Raw genomic sequence first — 16058 nt, 5'->3', positions numbered from 1 at the left:
GACCCGGCCGATATCCGGGAGGCGGTTGTCGGCGCCGGACCGTAGGGTCGGCGACGTGGACCACGCCGAGCACGAGTCGATGATCTACGCCGCAGGCCTGCGCAAGGCCTTCGGCAGCTTCGAGGCGGTGCGGGGCATCGACGTCGACGTGCGCCGCGGGGAGGCGTTCGGGTTCCTCGGCCCGAACGGCGCCGGCAAGTCGAGCACGATGCGGATGGTGGCGGCGGTGTCGCCGGTCAGCGGCGGGACGCTGCGCATCCTCGGGATGGACCCCGCGACCGACGGCCCGGAGATCCGCGCACGCATCGGGGTCTGTCCGCAGGAGGACACCCTCGACACCGAGATCACCGTCCGCGAGAACCTCTTCGTCTACGGCCGCTACTTCGGGCTGCCGCGCAAGGAGGTGCGCGAGCGGGTCGACGAGCTGCTCGAGTTCGTGCAGCTCACCGAGCGGGCGAACGCGATGGTCGACGACCTGTCGGGCGGCATGAAGCGCCGGCTCACCATCGCCCGCAGCCTGATCAACCGGCCCGAGGTGCTGCTCCTCGACGAGCCGACCACCGGCCTGGACCCGCAGGCCCGGCACGTCGTCTGGGACCGGCTCTTCCGCCTCAAGCAGCAGGGCGTGACGCTCGTGCTGACCACCCACTACATGGACGAGGCCGAGCAGCTCGCCGACCGGCTCGTCGTCATGGACAAGGGCCTGATCGTGGCCGAGGGCTCCCCGCTCGACCTGATCGCCGAGCACTCCACCCGCGAGGTCGCCGAGCTGCGCTTCGGCGTCGGGGAGCACGAGGCGGTGGCGGGCAAGGTCGAGGACCTCGCCGAGCGGGTCGAGGTGCTGCCCGACCGGCTGCTGCTCTACACCGCGAACGGCGAGGAGACGGTCGCCCGGGTCCACGAGCGCGGTCTCGAGCCGGCGGCCACCCTGGTGCGCCGCGCGACCCTGGAGGACGTCTTCCTCCGCCTCACCGGCCGGACCCTGGTGGACTGATGGCCGACGCGCGTCCCGCCCCCACCCCGAGCACCGCCCCGGCCAACGTGGTCGTCGGCGCCGCCCGGCTGGTCGACTACTGGGCGATCGGCTACCGCCGCACCTGGAAGGGCTCGGCGGTCTCCTCGTTCGTCAACCCGCTCTTCTACGTGCTCGCGATGGGCGTCCTGCTCGGCGACTACGTGGCCGACGACCCCGCCAAGCTCGACGGGGCGCCGACGTACCTCGCGTTCGTGGCGCCCGGGCTGCTCGCCGCCCAGGCGATGCAGACCGTCTTCGGCGAGACCACCTACCCCGTCATGGGCATGATCAAGTGGCAGAAGACCTACTTCGGGATGACCGCCTCGCCGCTCTCGGTGCCCGAGGTGATCCTCGGCCAGCTCGGGTTCGTGATGTTCCGCGTGGGGCTGACCTGCGGCGTCTTCACGCTGGTGATGGTGCCCTTCGGGGTCTACGCGACGGCGTGGGGAGCGGTGCTGGCCTTCCTCGTGCAGTTCCTGGTCGGGCTGGCCTTCGCGACCCCGATCTTCGCCTTCTCGGCCGGCCTGAAGAACGAGGCGCCGTTCGCGCTCGTCTTCCGGCTCGGCATGATCCCGTTGTTCCTCTTCTCGGGCGCGTTCTTCCCGATCTCCAACCTCTCGCCCTGGATGGAGGCGCTCGCGAAGGTCACGCCGCTGTGGCACGGCGTCGACCTGACCCGGATGCTGACCCTCGACACCGTCGACGTCGGCACCGCCGTCGTGCACGTCGTCTACCTCACGACGCTGGCGGTCCTCGGCTGGTTCTGGGCGGTCCGGCGCCTCTCCCGGCGGTTGGAGTACTGATGGCGATCACCACGGCCGCCGTCGCCCGTTCCGTCGCCCGCCCGCTGCGCCCGGGGGAGGCCACCGGGCTGCTGGTCTACCGCAACTACCTCGCCTACCGGCGGGCCTGGTACATCTTCGTCTCGGGGTTCCTGGAGCCGGTCTTCTACCTCTTCTCGATCGGGGTCGGCGTCGGCCAGCTGGTCACCGGCTTCGAGTTCAACGGCCAGGAGATCCCGTACGCCGAGTTCGTCGCGCCGGGGATGCTGGCCGCGTCCGCGATGAACGGCTCGCTGCTGGACTCGACGTTCAACTTCTTCTTCAAGCTCAAGTACAACAAGCTCTTCGACCAGCTCCTCGCGACGCCGCTGACGACCATGGACATCGCCCGCGGCGAGCTGAGCTGGTCGCTGCTGCGCGGCGGGATCTACTCCACCGCGTTCCTGCTCGTCATGGTCGCGATGGGCCTGGTGTCCTCGTGGTGGGCGGTGCTCGTCGTGCCGGCGGCCCTGCTCATCGGCCTGGCGTTCGGCGGCGCGTGCATGGCGCTGACGACCTGGATGCGCACCTGGCAGGACTTCGAGTGGGTCAACCTCGCGATCATCCCGATGTTCCTGTTCTCGGCGACCTTCTTCCCGGTCGAGGCCTACCCGACCTGGATCCGGTGGATCGTCGAGGTCACCCCGCTCTACCGCGGGGTCGTGCTGTGCCGCGAGCTGACCACCGGCGCGCTCTCGTGGGAGTCCGCGGTGAGCGTCGTCTACCTCGTGGTGATGGGTCTGGTCGGGCTTGCCGTGGTCCGGCGGCGGCTCGATACCCTCCTGCTGACATGACCCAGCACGACATGCCACGACCGAACCCGGCGATCGGAGCACTGCTCGCCGCCACCGGCGTGCGCCCCTCGGTCGAGGTCACCGACGACGCGCTCGTCGTGGACCTGGGGTGGAGCTTCTCGGTGACCGTGCCGCGGACCTCGGTCGTCGCGGTGACCGACGAGCCGGGCCGCAAGGTCAGCATCGGCGCCCACGGCTGGCGGGGCCGCTGGCTGGTCAACACGACGGGCGGCTCGCTGGTGACGGTCACCGTCGACCCGCCGGCCCGCGGCCGCTGCCTGGGGCTCCCGGTCACGGTGCGCGAGCTGATGCTGAGCATCGAGGACCGGGCGGCGTTCCGTGCCGAGCTCGACCCCGGGCACGGCTGAGCCCCGGCCGGCCTCAGCGCAGCAGCAGCTCCCACAGCTCGGTGTCGATCCACCGGCCGAACTTGTGTCCGACCTGGTGCAGGGTGCCGGCGTGGCTGAACCCGCACGCGCGGTGCAGCCCCTGGCTGCGCGGGTTCGGCACCGCGATGACGGCGACCACGAGCCGGATGCCGTCGGCGCGGAGCATCGGCAGCAGCGCGTCGTACAGCGCCCGCCCGACGCCCGCGCCGCGGGCCTCCGGCGCGAGGTAGATCGAGGTCTCGCGGGTGTGCTGGTAGGCGGTGCGGGGTCGGTAGTCGCCGGAGAACGCGTACCCGACGGTGACGCCGTCGCGCTCGGCGACGAGCAGGTGGTCGCCCGGGCGGGTGAGCTCGAGCCGCGGCAGCCAGTGGTCGATGCCGGGCGGCTCGGTCGCGAAGGTGGAGATCCCGTGGCGCACCTCGTGGTCGTAGATGGCGGCGACGGCGGGGAGGTCGGTCGCGGTCACGGGTCGGACGAGCACCATGGCGCCATCTTCGCGGAGGATGGCGGCCGCGTCGGCGGTGGCCCCACCGGCCGGCTGGAAGGATGGGCGCCGTGAGCGAGACCGTCGTGCCCGACACCAAGGACTGGACCTGGGTCCTCGACCGGCCGTGCCCCGAGTGCGGCTTCGAGGCCGCCACCGTCACCGTCGACCGGCTGGCGGAGGTGGTGCGGGACAACGCGACCACCTGGGAGGCGGTGCTGACCCTGCCCGACGCCGGGGTGCGCCCGGCTCCGGGCACCTGGTCACCACTGGAGTACGCCTGCCACGTGCGCGACGTGCACCGGATCTTCGACCTGCGGCTCGGCCTGATGCTCGAGCAGACCGACCCGCGGTTCCCGAACTGGGACCAGGACGAGACCGCCCTCGAGCAGCGGTACGCCGAGCAGGACCCGGCCGTCGTCTCGACCGACCTGCTCGACGCCGCCGAGGTCGTCGCCGAGCGCTACGAGTCGGTCCCGCCCGACGCGTGGGACCGTCGCGGCTACCGCAGCAACGGCGACGAGTTCACGGTCGCGAGCCTGGGCCGCTACCACCTGCACGACGTCGTGCACCACGCCTGGGACGTGCGCGCCGCCGCGGCTCGGGCCACCGTGGCGGCGTACGACGCCTCGGCGGCCGCCTACCGCGACGGCACCGCGACCGCGTCGGAGGTCGACCGGGAGGCCATCGAGGCGTTCGCCGCCGCGGCCGGTCCCGGCGCGCGGGTGCTGGAGATCGGCTCGGCCGGCGGCCGCGACGCGCTCCTGCTCGAGGAGGTGGGCCTCAGCGTGCGCCGCACCGACATCACGCCCGCGTTCGTGGAGCTGATGCGCTCGGAGGGCCACGACGCCGACGTGGTCGACCCGCTCACCGACGACCTCGACGACCCGACCCGCCCCGGCACGCCGTACGACGGGGTCTGGGCGAGTGCGAGCCTGCTGCACGTCGACCGGGCCGACCTGCCCGTGGTGCTGGCCCGGCTCGCCGCCGCCACGCGCCCCGGCGGGCAGCTGCGGATGTGGGTCAAGGAGGGCGACGGCGCCGCCTGGTCGCGGCACGGGCACGTCGCCGGCGCCCGGCGGTTCACCTACTGGCGGGCCGAGCCGCTGACCGACCTGCTCGAGGCGGCCGGGTGGGAGGTCGAGCACCTCGCCCACGTCACCGGCACCAAGACCGCCGAGCCGTGGCTCGACGTCCAGGCGAGGCGCCGCCCGTGAGGCACACCGAGTTCTGGGCCCGGATGGACGACGCCCTCGGGGACTCCTACGCCCGCTCGTGGGCGGACCTCTACGTCATCAGCGACCTCGGCGGGCGGACCGCCGCGCAGGCGCTGGCCGCGGGGGTCCCGCCGAAGGAGGTGTGGGCCGCGGTATGGCGCGTGCTCGAGCTGCCGGCGACCAAGCGCTGACCGACGTCGCCGCGGTCCAGCGGCGCACCGTCCGCGTGCTCGTCGTCGCCCAGGCGGTCGGCGCGGTCGGCATCACGATCGGCATCGCGACCGCCTCGCTGCTGGCCCGCCAGATCTCGGGGTCCGAGAGCCAGGCCGGCCTCGCGCAGACGTTCCAGGTGCTCGGCGCCGCGGTGGCGTCGTACCTGCTGGCCCGGCTGATGTCGCGCCGCGGCCGTCGGGTCGGCCTGACCACCGGCTACCTGCTCGGAGCGGCGGGCGCCGTGCTCGCGGTGCTGGCCGGCGTCGTCGGGTCGATGGTGCTGCTGCTCGTCGGCGCCGTGCTGCTCGGCGCGACGACCGCCGCCAACTCCGGTTCCCGCTACGCGGCGACCGACCTCGCCGAGGACGCCCACAAGGGCCGGGCGCTGTCGACGGTCGTGTGGGCCACGACGATCGGCGCGGTCGCCGGGCCGAACCTGACCGGCCCGGCCGCGTCCCTCGCGGACGCGCTCGGGATCCCCGAGCTCACCGGGCCGTTCGCGCTCGGCAGCCTCGGCATGCTCGGCGCCGCGCTCGTCGTCACCACCCTGCTGCGGCCGGACCCGCTGCTGCTGGCCCGGGAGGCGGCGGGCGTCCCGGTCACGGAGCCGAGCGGCACCGCGTGGGCGCGGGCGGTGGCCGCGACGCGGGAGCGGCCCGTGCTGGGCTTCGCCGTGCTCGGCATGGCGTGCGCGCACGCCGCGATGGTCGGGGTGATGATCATGTCGCCGCTGCACATGGAGCACGGCCACGCGGAGCTGCGGGTGATCGGGCTGGTGATCAGCGTCCACGTCCTCGGGATGTTCGCGTTCTCGCCGCTGGTCGGCATGCTCGCCGACCGCACGAGCAGGTGGGCGGTCCTGCTCGAGGCGGCCGCGCTGCTCCTGGTCTCGCTGGTGCTCTGCGCCCGCGCGCCGGAGGGCAGCTCGTGGCAGATCTTCGTCGGGCTGTTCCTGCTCGGCCTCGGCTGGTCGTTCGCGACCGTCGCGGCATCCACGCTGATCGCCCAGCACGCACCGCTCGACGCGCGCACCGACGTCCAGGGGGCCGCCGACCTCGTCATGGGACTCACCGCGGCGGCGGCCGGAGCGGTGTCCGGGCTCGTCGTCGGGACCTGGGGCTACCCGGCCCTCGCCGTCGGCGCGATCGGTCTGGTCGTCCTCGTGGCGGTCGCCGGCCTCGGTGCGCGGGCGACCACCCGGCTGGCAGGCTGACGCCATGGTCTCTGCGGACGTCGCCGTCATCGGCGGCACCGGCTTCTACTCCTTCCTCGACGACGCGGAGGAGGTCGCCGTCGACACCCCGTACGGCGCGCCCTCGGCGCCGGTCGCCGTGGGCACCGTGGCCGGGCGGCGGGTGGCCTTCCTCCCGCGCCACGGCCGGGCGCACGAGCACCCACCGCACGGCATCCCGTACCGCGCGAACCTCTGGGCCCTGCGCAGCCTCGGGGTGCGCCAGGTCATCGCCCCGTGCGCCGTGGGCGGGCTGAGCGACGCGGTCGCGCCCGGCGACCTGGTGGTGCCCGACCAGCTGGTCGACCGGACCTGGCGCCGGGTGCCGTCGTACGTCGAGCGCGGCGCGGCGCACCTGCCGTTCGCGGACCCCTACTGCCCGCGGGTCTCGCAGGCGCTGGTCGGCGCGGCTCCGGACGTCCGCGCCGGGGGAGCGATGGTGGTGATCGAGGGTCCACGGTTCTCGACCCGGGCGGAGTCCCGGCTGCACGCCGCGGGCGGGGCGACCCTGATCAACATGACCGCCGCCCCGGAGGCGGCGCTCGCCCGCGAGCTGCAGATGTGCTACGCCTCGATCGCGCTGGTCACCGACATGGACGCCGGCGCCGAGGAGGGCTCCGGGGTCGGCCAGGAGGAGATCTTCGCGCTGTTCAAGGCGAACCTCGCGCGGCTGTCCGGGCTGCTCGCCGCCGCGATCGCCGGGCTGCCGGACCCCGACGGGTGTACCTGCTCGACGTGGGCCGACGGCATCGAGCTGACCTACGAGGTGCCCGGATGAGGGTGCTGCTGACCGGCTCCGCCGGCTTCATCGGGACGGCCGTCGGGTCGGCGCTCGAGGGCGTGGGCCACGAGGTGGTCCGGGTCGACGTGATGTGGCCGCAGGCCCATGGCGCGACCGCGGCGCCACCGGGCACGCACCAGGTCGACGTCCGGGACGCGGAGGCGTGGCCGGCGCTGCTCGACGGTGTCGACGCCGTCTGCCACCAGGCGGCCGTCGTCGGTGCGGGGGTCCGCGTCGGCGACCTCCCCGACTACGCCGGCGTCAACGACCTCGGCACCGCGGTGCTGCTCGCCGCCATGCACGAGGCCGGGGTCGACCGCCTCGTGCTCGCCTCCTCGATGGTCGTCTACGGCGAGGGCCGCTACACCTGCCCGACGCACGGCGACCGGGTGCCACGGCCGCGCAGTCGCGCCGCGCTGGAGTCCGGCGACGTGGAGAACCACTGCCCGGACTGCGGGGCCACGCTCGGCTGGGCGCTCGTCGACGAGGACGCGCGGCTCGACCCGCGGTCGTCGTACGCCGCCAGCAAGGTCGCCCAGGAGCACTACACGGCCGCGTGGGTCCGCCAGGCCGACGCCGCGGCGGTGGCGCTGCGCTACCACAACGTCTACGGGCCGGGGATGCCGCGGGACACGCCGTACTCCGGGGTCGCGGCGATGTTCCGCTCCTCGCTGGAGCGCGGCGAGCGGCCGCAGGTCTACGAGGACGGCGGCCAGGTGCGCGACTTCGTGCACGTGTCCGACGTGGCCCGCGCGAACCTGCTCGCGCTGGAGTCGGTCGTCGCCGCCGACCGCGGTCGCTACGACGCCTTCAACGTCTGCTCCGGTGAGCCGGTCTCGATCCTCGACGTCGCGCGGCTGGTCGGCACCGGCACCGACACCGGCATCGAGCCCGAGGTCACCGGGCGCTACCGCCTCGGCGACGTCCGGCACGTGGTCGCCTCGCCGGCCCGCGCCCGGGAGGTCCTCGGGTTCGCCGCCGCCGTCCCGCCCGGCGTGGGTCTGCCGGCGTTCGCCACCGCCCCGCTGCGGGCCTGATCCCGGCCGCCGCCGGTGCGTCATACGAGCCGGCTGCTCCGACGACCACCTCGGATGACGTCCGCGGGGGAGTCGCCGGTACGTCATCCGACCTGGTTGCCCCGACGACCACCTCGGATGACGTCCGCGGGGGAGTCGCGGATCACCAGGTCGTGTAGAGCAGCTGCTGGACGGCCAGCGCCCAGACCACCTGGAGCAGCAGGCCCCAGCGGCGCCAGCGCTCGGGCAGCAGCGCCGTGGCCAGCAGGAGCCAAGGGACGAAGGGCAGCCAGATCCGCTCCACCTCGGCCTTGCTCATCCCCGACAGGTCCGCGACCAGCACGCAGGCGGCCGCGGCCGCCGCGAGCAGGGTCACCACCCGGTCGGAGCCGCGGCGCAGCACCGCGAGGCCGGAGCCCACGAGCGGGCCGGCGCAGACGACGAGCGCGGCGAGGTCGCCCCAGACCCAGTACGACGCCGGCCGGTCGGCCGCGATGCCGTCCCAGTAGCGCTCCCGGAGGACGGGGAACGCCTCCCACCACGCGAACCCGGCGGCCGCGAACCCCAGCACCACCGCCAGCGCCGAGGCCGCGGCGACCGGCAGCGGCCACCACGAGCGGGCTAGCAGCAGCACGGCGACCGCGATCAGCCCGAGCAGCGGCAGTCCGTAGGACGACATCACGCACCAGCCGAGCAGCAGCCCGGCGAGCACCGACCACGCCACCAGCCGCCGTCCCGACGACCGGGCGCCGAGCGCCAGGCAGGCGAGACCCCAGGCGGCGAGGGCGCCGAAGAGCGCGTCGGCCGACACGGCCATGAACACCGCCGCGGGCGTGAGGACGAGGAACGGTGCGGCGCGCCGGGCCGCCGGCTCGGCGCCGAGGGCGCGGACGGTGACGAGCACCGCGACCGCCGTGGTCGCCGCCAGCACGGTCACGACCAGCCCGGCGGCGAGGTCGCCGCCGAGGTGGGCGCGGACCAGCGCCACGAAGAACAGCAGCGCCCCGGGCGGGTGCCCGGCCGGGTGGGTCGGCCAGGCGTCCGTCGCGTCCAGCGGGATCCGGTCGACGTAGCCCTGGAGCAGGGCGTGCACGTCGGTCACGGCCCGGGCGCTCGGGAGGTACTCGTAGCGGCTGCCGAGGGTCCGGGAGATGCCGTCGGTCCCGTCGACGAGCGCCAGCGCGAGCAGCCACGCCAGGCTGCCGACGTACGACGTCAGCAGGAGTCGTCCCCACGACAGCCGCTCGGCCAGGCGCGGGCCGTACCACCAGCCCAGCAGCCCGATCACGATCGCGGGCACCGTGCCGGGGCCGAGCAGCTTCGGCTCCCACCAGCCGTGCAGCGGGGGCACCTCGTGCGGGACCACGCTGCGCGGCGCGCGGGACCACACCTCCCAGCCCGTCAGCGGCGGCACCGCGAACGCGACCGCCACCAGCACCAGCGCGACCCCGAGGCCGACCCATGGCGCCCGTGCCCGCGTCGTCGCCATGCCTCCGACCCTAGGTGCCCGACCCGGGCGGCGGGGACCGCCGAGCGCGGGTCCCGCCGATCCGTCACCAGGCCGTAAGCCTTCGGCACGCATGCGGGGGGCCGCCGCTGCCTACCGTCAGGACATGGATCCCGACTGCGACCTGGTGCTGCCCTGTCGGGACGAGGCCGCGGCGCTCGAGGCGCTGCTGCCCCGGGTCCCGTGCTCCTTCGCGGTGGTGGTCTCCGACAACGGCTCCCGGGACGGCACCGCGGAGGTCGCGCGCCGGCTCGGCGCGACGGTCGTCACCGAGCCACAGCCGGGGTACGGCGCCGCGGTGCACGCCGGGCTGCTCGCGGCGACCCACGAGCTCGTGGCGTTCATGGACGGCGACGGCTCCTTCGACCCCGACGAGCTGCTGCCGCTGGTCGAGGACGTCCGGTCCGGACGGGCCGACCTCGCGGTCGGCCGCCGGCGTCCGGTCCGGCGGGGGGTCTGGCCGTGGCACGCCCGCGCCGGCAACGGGCTCGTGGTCTGGTGGCTGCGGCGGCGGATCGGGATGGCCGCCCACGACATCGCGCCGGTGCGCGTGTGCCGGCGGGAGGCCCTGCTCGCGCTCGACGTCCGGGACCGGCGGTTCGGCTACCCGGTCGAGCTGCTCCAGCGGGCGACCGACGCCGGCTGGCGGGTCTCCGAGCGGGACGTCTCCTACCACCCGCGCGCGATCGGCACCCGCTCGAAGGTGTCCGGGTCGGTCCGCGGCACCGCCCGTGCCGCACGCGACTTCTGGCGGGTGCTGGCATGAGCACCGCGACGGGCACCCGGGTGCTGGTGGTCGCCAAGGCGCCGGTCGCGGGCCGGGTGAAGACCCGGCTCGGGGCCGAGGTCGGCCACGACGCCGCCGCGCAGCTGGCCGCGGCCGCGCTCCTCGACACGGTCGTGGCCTGCCAGGGGGCGGTCGGCGCGGACCGCTGCCTGCTCGCGCTCGCCGGCGACCTGGCCGACGCCGTGCGCGGTGACGAGATCGCCGACGCCGTCACCGGGTGGGGCGTCGCCCGGCAGCGCGGCGCCACCTTCGCCGAGCGGCTCGTCAACGCGCACGTCGACGTGCCCCCGGGCGGACCGGTGCTCCAGGTCGGCATGGACACGCCGCACCTGACCGCGGACCTGCTGCGGGCCGCCGCCGAGGACCTCGACGACCACGACGCGGTCCTGGGTCCGGCCGAGGACGGCGGCTGGTGGGTGCTCGGGCTCCACGAGCCCCGCGGTGCCGCCGCCCTGCACGACGTGCCGATGTCGACGCCGGACACCTACCGCGACACCCGCCGGGCGCTCGCGGCCGCCGGGCTCGAGGTCGGCGCGACCGCCGTGCTGCGCGACGTCGACACGGTCGCGGACGCGGAGGCGGTCGCCGCCGCCGTGCCGGACGGCGAGTTCGCCCGGGTCTGGCGGGAGGTGCGTCGGTGACCGTCACCGTGCTCGACCTCGCCCGCTGGGACCGGCCCGCCGACAGCGACGACCGGGCGCTCCTCGACCTCTGCGTGGGCCCGACGATCGACGTGGGCTGCGGGCCGGGCCGGCTCGCCGCGGACCTGGCCGCCCGCGGCCACGTGGTGCTCGGCATCGACGTCCTCGGCCACGCGGTCGGCGCCGCCGTACGTCGGGGGGTGACCGCGCTGCGTCGCGACGTCTTCGAGGCGCTGCCGGGCGAAGGGCGGTGGGGCACCGCCCTGCTCGCCGACGGGAACGTCGGCATCGGCGGTGACCCGGTGGCGCTCCTGCGCCGGCTGCGCGAGCTGCTGGCGCACGACGGACGGGTGGTCGCCGAGCTCGCGGCACCCGGCACGGCGCTCACGACCGGGTGGGCCGCCGTGCGGGTGGGGTCCGAGACGGGGGACCCGGTGCGCTGGGCGGTCCTCGGGGTCGACGACGTCGACCAGGTCGCGAGGCAGGCCGACCTCCTCGTGGGGGACGTGGTCCGGCTCGGTGAGCGCTGGTGCGCAGTGATGGAGGCCGCATGAGGATCCCCACCGACAGCGACTTCACGTCGCGGCTGCGCAGCCCGGCCGTCACCGCACGGGTCGGGCTCTGGCTGGGCATCTGCTTCGGGATCTGCTTCGTCACCGGGCTGGTCAGCCACTACGCCCAAGACCCGGCGCACCCGGTGCCGTTCCCCGCCAGCCCCGTGTGGGGCTACCGCGTCACCCAGGGCCTGCACGTCATCACGGGCACCGCCGCCGTACCGCTGCTGCTGGTCAAGCTCTGGACGGTCTACCCGCGGCTGTTCCGGCGGCCCGAGCGTGGCTGGCGCCAGCTGCTCCTCGACGCCACCGAGCGCGGCACTGTGCTGGTCCTGGTCGCGTCGGCCGTCTTCCAGCTGGCCTCCGGGCTCGCGAACTCCGCGCAGTGGTACCCGTGGTCGTTCTCCTTCCGCACCACCCACTACGCGGTCGCGTGGATCGCGATCGGCTCGGTCCTGCTGCACGTCGCGGTCAAGCTGCCGGTCATCCGCGACGCGCTGGGCGCCGACGTCGAGGACACCGCGCACGACCGGCCGACCGCCACGACGCCCGGTGTGCTCAGCCGTCGCGGCCTGCTGCGCACGACCTGGCTGGCGGCCGGGGTCGCGGTGCTGGCGACCGCGGGGAGCACGGTCCCGTTCCTGCGCCGGGTCTCCGTGCTCGGGGTCCGCTCCGGCGACGGCCCGGAGGGGGTGCCCGTCAACAAGTCCGCGGCCGCGGCGAAGGTGACCGCCAGCGCGACCCGCTCCGACTACCGCCTGGTGGTCGCCAACGGTGACCGTCAGGTGTCCCTCAGCCGCGCCGACCTGCTGGCGATGCCGCAGTCGACCCACGACCTCCCGATCGCCTGTGTCGAGGGGTGGAGCGCGAGCGGCACCTGGACGGGCGTGCGGGTCCGGGACCTGCTGGACCTGGTGGGCGTGCCCCGCGGCACCGACGTCCACGTCACCTCCCTCCAGGAGTCCGGTCCCTTCACGACCACGGTCCTGCACGCGAGCTTCGCCGACGACGACCGCACCCTCCTCGCCCTCGCGCTCGGCGGAGAGCCGCTCTCGATCGACCACGGCTACCCGGCCCGGGTGATCGCCCCGGACCGGCCCGGGGTGCTCCAGACGAAGTGGGTCGCGCGGATCGAGGTGCCGGCATGAGGGCCGCGCTCGGCGCCCTCGGCGTGCTCGTCGCCGGGTACGGCGGCTGGTTGCTGTTCACCCGCGAGAGCGACCTCGTCGGGGTGGCGGTCTGGCTGGCCGCCGGCGTCGTCCTGCACGACGCGGTCCTCGCGCTGGTCGTGGTCGCCCTCGGCGCGCTGACCGTCCGGCTGGTGCCGGCCCCGGCCCGGGCGCCGGTCGTGGTGGGCTTCGTCGTGCTCGGCTCGGTCACGCTGCTCGCCGTGCCCGTCCTGGGGCGGTTCGGTGCCCGCGCCGACAACCCGACCCTGCTCGACCGCGACTACACGGCCGGCTGGTTGGTGCTCGCCGGCATCACGGTGGTGGCCGTCGTCACCGTGGCACTCGTACGCTCACGTCGACGCGTGAGCAGGAGGTGACGTGGCCCGGGTCCTGGTGGTGGACGACGACCACACCGTCCGCGAGGTGGTCGTCTCGTACCTGCGCGCCCACGAGCACGAGGTGACCGAGGCGGCCGACGGCGAGACCGCGCTCCGCCTGGTGCGCGACCGGCCCGTCGACCTCGTCGTGCTGGACCTGATGCTCCCCGGCATCGACGGCATCGAGGTCTGCCGGCGGCTGCGCGAGGCCGGCGACGTCCCGGTCGTCATGCTCACCGCGCTCGGTGAGGAGACCGACCGCGTGGTGGGGCTCGAGGTCGGCGCCGACGACTACGTCACCAAGCCGTTCAGCCCGCGCGAGCTGGCGCTGCGGGTCGACTCCGTCCTGCGCCGCACGCACGTCGCCGTCGCACCGCGACGCCTGGTCGACGGCGACCTCGTCGTCGACGAGAGCGCCCACACGGCGTACCGCGGCGGCGCGCCGCTGGCCCTCACTGGCCGCGAGTTCGACCTGCTGCGGTTCCTGCTCGCGCACCCGGGGAAGGCGTACTCCCGCGACGAGCTGCTGCGCCAGGTCTGGGGCTGGTCGATCGGCGACCAGTCGACGGTGACCGTGCACGTGCGCCGGCTCCGCGAGAAGGTGGAGCCCGACCCGCGGCAGCCGGCCCGGCTGGTGACGGTGTGGGGCGTGGGCTACCGCTGGGAGGCGACGCATGTCGGGTGACCAGGTGCAGATCGTGATGGTGGCGGCGGCCTGCGCCGTCGCCGTCGGCGCCGTCGGGCTGGTGGTCGCCTGGCTGGTGCGGCACCGGTCGATCCGGTGGCAGCTCGGCCTGATCGTCGTGGTGTCGATCGGCTCGGTGCTCGCCGGCGTGGTGGCCGTGTCCCGGATGATGTTCCTGTCGCACCACGACTGGGAGGTCGTCAGCCTGGTGGCCGGGGTGGCCGGCCTGGTGGCGCTGCTGGTCGCGCTGGCCCTCGGTGCGGCGATCTCGCACTGGTCCGAGGCGCTGCGCGTCGGCGCCCGTCAGCTCGACACCCACGGCACCTACGTCGCCGACCCACGTGGCCCCAGCGAGCTCCAGGCGCTCTCGGCCGAGCTGGCGCGGACCAGCGAGCGGCTCGAGGAGTCGCGGGAGCGCGAGGTGCGCCTCGAGGAGTCACGGCGCGAGCTGGTCTCGTGGGTGTCCCACGACCTGCGCACGCCGCTGGCCGGGCTGCGGGCGATGACCGAGGCCCTCGAGGACGGGATGGCCCCCGACCCCGAGCGCTACCACCGGCAGATCCGTGCCGAGGTGGACCGGATGGTGCGGATGGTCGACGACCTCTTCGAGCTCTCCCGCATCCATGCGGGCGTGCTGCGGCTCAGCCCGCAGCCGGTCGCGCTCGGCGACCTGGTGAGCGAGGCGATCGCCGGCGCCGACCCGGTCGCCCGGGCGCGCAGCGTGCGGCTCGGGGGCAGCGTGGAGCCCGGGGTGGAGGTCACCGCCGACGCCGCCGGGCTGTCGCGGGTGATGACGAACCTGATCATGAACGCGATCCGGCACACCCCGGCGGACGGCACCGTCGAGATCCGCGGGCGGGCCGTCCCGGAGGGCGTGGAGCTCAGCGTGCTCGACCAGTGCGGGGGCCTGTCGACCGAGGACATGGGGCGGGTCTTCGACCTCGCCTGGCGCGGGGGAGCGGCCCGCACGCCGGTGCCCGAGGGCGCCGAGGGGCAGGGCGCCGGGCTGGGCCTGGCGATCGTCAAGGGCATCGTCGAGGCGCACCGCGGCGTGGTCGAGGTGGAGAACGTCGAGGGCGACCCGCCCGCCGGCTGCCGGTTCCGCGTGCTCCTCCCGGCCTGACCGCCGGGCCGCGCGCCGGGCCGACACGCCCGGTCCTCCTCCCGAACATCTGTTCGATCGTGGGCTAGTTTCTGTCCACAGGCATGACGTGGGACGAGGTTCTCCACAGCAGTCGACGGCGCTGATCAGGCGCTGTCGGTGGCTCGCTCTAGCGTCGCAGACGTGCCTGGACCACGACGAGAGACAAGGAAGCACACCATGGCTGGTGGAGGAGACCGCGAGAAGGCGCTCGACGCCGCGCTCGCGAACATCGAGCGGCAGTTCGGCAAGGGCTCCGTGATGCGCCTCGGCGACGAGACCCGGGCCCCGCTCGAGGTGATCCCGACGGGATCGATCGCCCTCGACGTCGCGCTCGGCCTCGGTGGCCTGCCGCGCGGTCGCGTCGTGGAGATCTACGGGCCGGAGTCCTCCGGCAAGACCACGGTGGCGCTGCACGCGGTGGCCAGCGCCCAGCGCGCCGGCGGCATCGTCGCCTTCATCGACGCCGAGCACGCGCTCGACCCGGACTACGCCAAGGCGCTCGGCGTCGACACCGACGCGCTCCTGGTCTCCCAGCCCGACTCCGGTGAGCAGGCGCTCGAGATCGCGGACATGCTGGTGCGCTCCGGTGCGCTCGCCCTGGTCGTCATCGACTCGGTGGCCGCGCTCGTGCCGCGGGCCGAGATCGAGGGCGAGATGGGCGACAGCCACGTCGGCCTCCAGGCCCGCCTGATGAGCCAGGCGCTGCGGAAGATGACCGGTGCCCTCAACAACTCCGGCACGACCGCGATCTTCATCAACCAGCTGCGCGAGAAGATCGGCGTCATGTTCGGCTCGCCCGAGACCACCACCGGTGGCCGGGCGCTGAAGTTCTACTCCTCGGTGCGTCTCGACGTGCGCCGCATCGAGACCCTCAAGGACGGCCAGGACATGGTCGGCAACCGGACCCGGGTCAAGGTCGTGAAGAACAAGGTCGCGCCGCCGTTCAAGCAGGCCGAGTTCGACATCATGTACGGCAAGGGCATCAGCCGCGAGGGTGGCCTGATCGACGTGGGGGTCGAGGCGGGCCTCGTCCGCAAGGCCGGCGCCTGGTACACCTACGAGGGCGACCAGCTCGGCCAGGGCAAGGAGAACGCGCGGACCTTCCTGCGCGACAACCCCGACCTGGCCAACGAGCTGGAGAAGAAGATCCTCGAGAAGCTCGGCGTCGGTCCGACCGTCGACCACGAGGTCGACCTGCCGACCGACCCGATCGGCGTCGACGACTTCTAGGCC

Annotated in this window: 19 protein-coding genes; 17 read left to right on the top strand and 2 right to left on the bottom strand. The window is 74.4% G+C overall.

Features of this window, described 5'->3' with window-relative positions; all coding sequences use genetic code 11:
* The first annotated feature begins 55 nt into the window (after positions 1–55).
* The 4 genes from ACILQ5_RS17980 to ACILQ5_RS17965 are packed head-to-tail and all read left to right on the top strand — an operon-like array spanning position 56 to position 2998.
* Positions 56–994 carry an ABC transporter ATP-binding protein gene (locus ACILQ5_RS17980; RefSeq protein WP_395659405.1) on the top strand — a complete coding sequence of 313 codons (939 nt, stop codon included), beginning with the start codon at positions 56–58 and terminating at the stop codon, positions 992–994.
* Positions 994–1818, top strand: a complete 825-nt coding sequence (locus tag ACILQ5_RS17975) for an ABC transporter permease (protein WP_395659404.1) — start codon at positions 994–996, stop codon at positions 1816–1818. Before ACILQ5_RS17980 ends, ACILQ5_RS17975 begins: the two co-directional genes overlap by 1 nt.
* Entirely contained in the window at positions 1818–2630 is an 813-nt protein-coding gene (locus ACILQ5_RS17970; protein WP_395659403.1) for an ABC transporter permease, read from the top strand. Before ACILQ5_RS17975 ends, ACILQ5_RS17970 begins: the two co-directional genes overlap by 1 nt.
* Positions 2627–2998 carry a hypothetical protein gene (locus ACILQ5_RS17965; RefSeq protein ID WP_395659402.1) on the top strand — a complete coding sequence of 124 codons (372 nt, stop codon included), beginning with the start codon at positions 2627–2629 and terminating at the stop codon, positions 2996–2998. The genes ACILQ5_RS17970 and ACILQ5_RS17965 overlap by 4 nt, the downstream gene beginning before the upstream one ends.
* Before the next feature lie 13 nt (positions 2999–3011).
* On the opposite strand, the gene ACILQ5_RS17960 is transcribed toward ACILQ5_RS17965, so the two are convergent.
* Positions 3012–3503: a GNAT family N-acetyltransferase gene (locus ACILQ5_RS17960; RefSeq protein ID WP_395659401.1), complete on the bottom strand. Its 492-nt coding sequence runs from the start codon at positions 3501–3503 to the stop codon at positions 3012–3014.
* A 71-nt stretch (positions 3504–3574) separates the two neighbouring features.
* Here ACILQ5_RS17960 and ACILQ5_RS17955 point away from each other — a divergent pair, with 71 nt between their 5' ends.
* From ACILQ5_RS17955 to ACILQ5_RS17935, 5 genes are read left to right on the top strand one after another with little or no spacing between them, the layout of a single operon-like run.
* On the top strand, positions 3575–4720 hold the full coding sequence (locus ACILQ5_RS17955; RefSeq protein WP_395659400.1) for a methyltransferase domain-containing protein: 1146 nt from the start codon (positions 3575–3577) through the stop codon (positions 4718–4720).
* Complete coding sequence (locus ACILQ5_RS17950) at positions 4717–4911, top strand: DUF3046 domain-containing protein (protein WP_395659399.1); 195 nt, start codon at positions 4717–4719, stop codon at positions 4909–4911. Before ACILQ5_RS17955 ends, ACILQ5_RS17950 begins: the two co-directional genes overlap by 4 nt.
* Positions 4875–6146: an MFS transporter gene (locus tag ACILQ5_RS17945; protein ID WP_395659398.1), complete on the top strand. Its 1272-nt coding sequence runs from the start codon at positions 4875–4877 to the stop codon at positions 6144–6146. Before ACILQ5_RS17950 ends, ACILQ5_RS17945 begins: the two co-directional genes overlap by 37 nt.
* Positions 6147–6150: 4 nt before the next feature.
* On the top strand, positions 6151–6942 hold the full coding sequence (locus ACILQ5_RS17940; RefSeq protein ID WP_395659397.1) for an S-methyl-5'-thioadenosine phosphorylase: 792 nt from the start codon (positions 6151–6153) through the stop codon (positions 6940–6942).
* Entirely contained in the window at positions 6939–7982 is a 1044-nt protein-coding gene (locus tag ACILQ5_RS17935) for an NAD-dependent epimerase/dehydratase family protein (RefSeq protein ID WP_395659396.1), read from the top strand. The genes ACILQ5_RS17940 and ACILQ5_RS17935 overlap by 4 nt, the downstream gene beginning before the upstream one ends.
* 142 nt (positions 7983–8124) lie before the next feature.
* Here the strand turns inward: ACILQ5_RS17935 and ACILQ5_RS17930 are convergent, their stop codons facing one another.
* Entirely contained in the window at positions 8125–9450 is a 1326-nt protein-coding gene (locus ACILQ5_RS17930) for a hypothetical protein (protein WP_395659395.1), read from the bottom strand.
* Between the two features lie 124 nt (positions 9451–9574).
* Between ACILQ5_RS17930 and ACILQ5_RS17925 the strand changes: the two genes are divergently transcribed.
* The 8 genes from ACILQ5_RS17925 (at position 9575) to recA (ending at position 16055) form a co-directional block, all read left to right on the top strand.
* The gene (locus tag ACILQ5_RS17925) at positions 9575–10234 is read left to right on the top strand and encodes a glycosyltransferase family 2 protein (RefSeq protein ID WP_395659394.1); all 660 of its coding nucleotides are present in this window, start codon (positions 9575–9577) and stop codon (positions 10232–10234) included.
* Entirely contained in the window at positions 10231–10896 is a 666-nt protein-coding gene (locus tag ACILQ5_RS17920; RefSeq protein ID WP_395659393.1) for a DUF2064 domain-containing protein, read from the top strand. The genes ACILQ5_RS17925 and ACILQ5_RS17920 overlap by 4 nt, the downstream gene beginning before the upstream one ends.
* Positions 10893–11450, top strand: coding sequence for an SAM-dependent methyltransferase (locus tag ACILQ5_RS17915; protein ID WP_395659392.1), 558 nt, complete (start codon positions 10893–10895; stop codon positions 11448–11450). Before ACILQ5_RS17920 ends, ACILQ5_RS17915 begins: the two co-directional genes overlap by 4 nt.
* The gene (locus ACILQ5_RS17910; protein WP_395659391.1) at positions 11447–12598 is read left to right on the top strand and encodes a molybdopterin-dependent oxidoreductase; all 1152 of its coding nucleotides are present in this window, start codon (positions 11447–11449) and stop codon (positions 12596–12598) included. The genes ACILQ5_RS17915 and ACILQ5_RS17910 overlap by 4 nt, the downstream gene beginning before the upstream one ends.
* Complete coding sequence (locus ACILQ5_RS17905; RefSeq protein WP_395659390.1) at positions 12595–12996, top strand: hypothetical protein; 402 nt, start codon at positions 12595–12597, stop codon at positions 12994–12996. Before ACILQ5_RS17910 ends, ACILQ5_RS17905 begins: the two co-directional genes overlap by 4 nt.
* A gap of 1 nt (position 12997) precedes the next feature.
* Positions 12998–13681, top strand: a complete 684-nt coding sequence (locus ACILQ5_RS17900; RefSeq protein ID WP_395659389.1) for a response regulator transcription factor — start codon at positions 12998–13000, stop codon at positions 13679–13681.
* Entirely contained in the window at positions 13671–14804 is a 1134-nt protein-coding gene (locus ACILQ5_RS17895) for a sensor histidine kinase (RefSeq protein ID WP_395659388.1), read from the top strand. Before ACILQ5_RS17900 ends, ACILQ5_RS17895 begins: the two co-directional genes overlap by 11 nt.
* 198 nt (positions 14805–15002) lie before the next feature.
* Entirely contained in the window at positions 15003–16055 is a 1053-nt protein-coding gene (recA, locus tag ACILQ5_RS17890) for a recombinase RecA (protein WP_395659387.1), read from the top strand.
* Positions 16056–16058: the final 3 nt, after the last annotated feature.

The organism is Nocardioides sp. (assembly GCF_044226305.1).
Taxonomy (GTDB): Bacteria; Actinomycetota; Actinomycetes; order Propionibacteriales; family Nocardioidaceae; genus Nocardioides.
The sequence above is the reverse complement of the archived record's forward strand: the minus strand, read 5'-3'. Positions and strand labels throughout refer to the sequence as shown.

What these genes read in the sequence shown, in the direction of transcription:
- ACILQ5_RS17905 (WP_395659390.1), top strand. Translation starts at nt 12,595, where the DNA reads ATGAGGGCCGCGCTCGGCGCCCTCGGCGTGCTCGTCGCCGGGTACGGC.
- ACILQ5_RS17975 (WP_395659404.1), top strand. Translation starts at nt 994, where the DNA reads ATGGCCGACGCGCGTCCCGCCCCCACCCCGAGCACCGCCCCGGCCAAC.
- ACILQ5_RS17970 (WP_395659403.1), top strand. Translation starts at nt 1,818, where the DNA reads ATGGCGATCACCACGGCCGCCGTCGCCCGTTCCGTCGCCCGCCCGCTG.
- ACILQ5_RS17945 (WP_395659398.1), top strand. Translation starts at nt 4,875, where the DNA reads ATGGCGCGTGCTCGAGCTGCCGGCGACCAAGCGCTGACCGACGTCGCC.
- ACILQ5_RS17895 (WP_395659388.1), top strand. Translation starts at nt 13,671, where the DNA reads ATGTCGGGTGACCAGGTGCAGATCGTGATGGTGGCGGCGGCCTGCGCC.
- recA (WP_395659387.1), top strand. Translation starts at nt 15,003, where the DNA reads ATGGCTGGTGGAGGAGACCGCGAGAAGGCGCTCGACGCCGCGCTCGCG.
- ACILQ5_RS17925 (WP_395659394.1), top strand. Translation starts at nt 9,575, where the DNA reads ATGGATCCCGACTGCGACCTGGTGCTGCCCTGTCGGGACGAGGCCGCG.
- ACILQ5_RS17920 (WP_395659393.1), top strand. Translation starts at nt 10,231, where the DNA reads ATGAGCACCGCGACGGGCACCCGGGTGCTGGTGGTCGCCAAGGCGCCG.
- ACILQ5_RS17910 (WP_395659391.1), top strand. Translation starts at nt 11,447, where the DNA reads ATGAGGATCCCCACCGACAGCGACTTCACGTCGCGGCTGCGCAGCCCG.
- ACILQ5_RS17930 (WP_395659395.1), bottom strand. Translation starts at nt 9,450, where the DNA reads ATGGCGACGACGCGGGCACGGGCGCCATGGGTCGGCCTCGGGGTCGCG.
- ACILQ5_RS17960 (WP_395659401.1), bottom strand. Translation starts at nt 3,503, where the DNA reads ATGGTGCTCGTCCGACCCGTGACCGCGACCGACCTCCCCGCCGTCGCC.
- ACILQ5_RS17935 (WP_395659396.1), top strand. Translation starts at nt 6,939, where the DNA reads ATGAGGGTGCTGCTGACCGGCTCCGCCGGCTTCATCGGGACGGCCGTC.
- ACILQ5_RS17965 (WP_395659402.1), top strand. Translation starts at nt 2,627, where the DNA reads ATGACCCAGCACGACATGCCACGACCGAACCCGGCGATCGGAGCACTG.
- ACILQ5_RS17940 (WP_395659397.1), top strand. Translation starts at nt 6,151, where the DNA reads ATGGTCTCTGCGGACGTCGCCGTCATCGGCGGCACCGGCTTCTACTCC.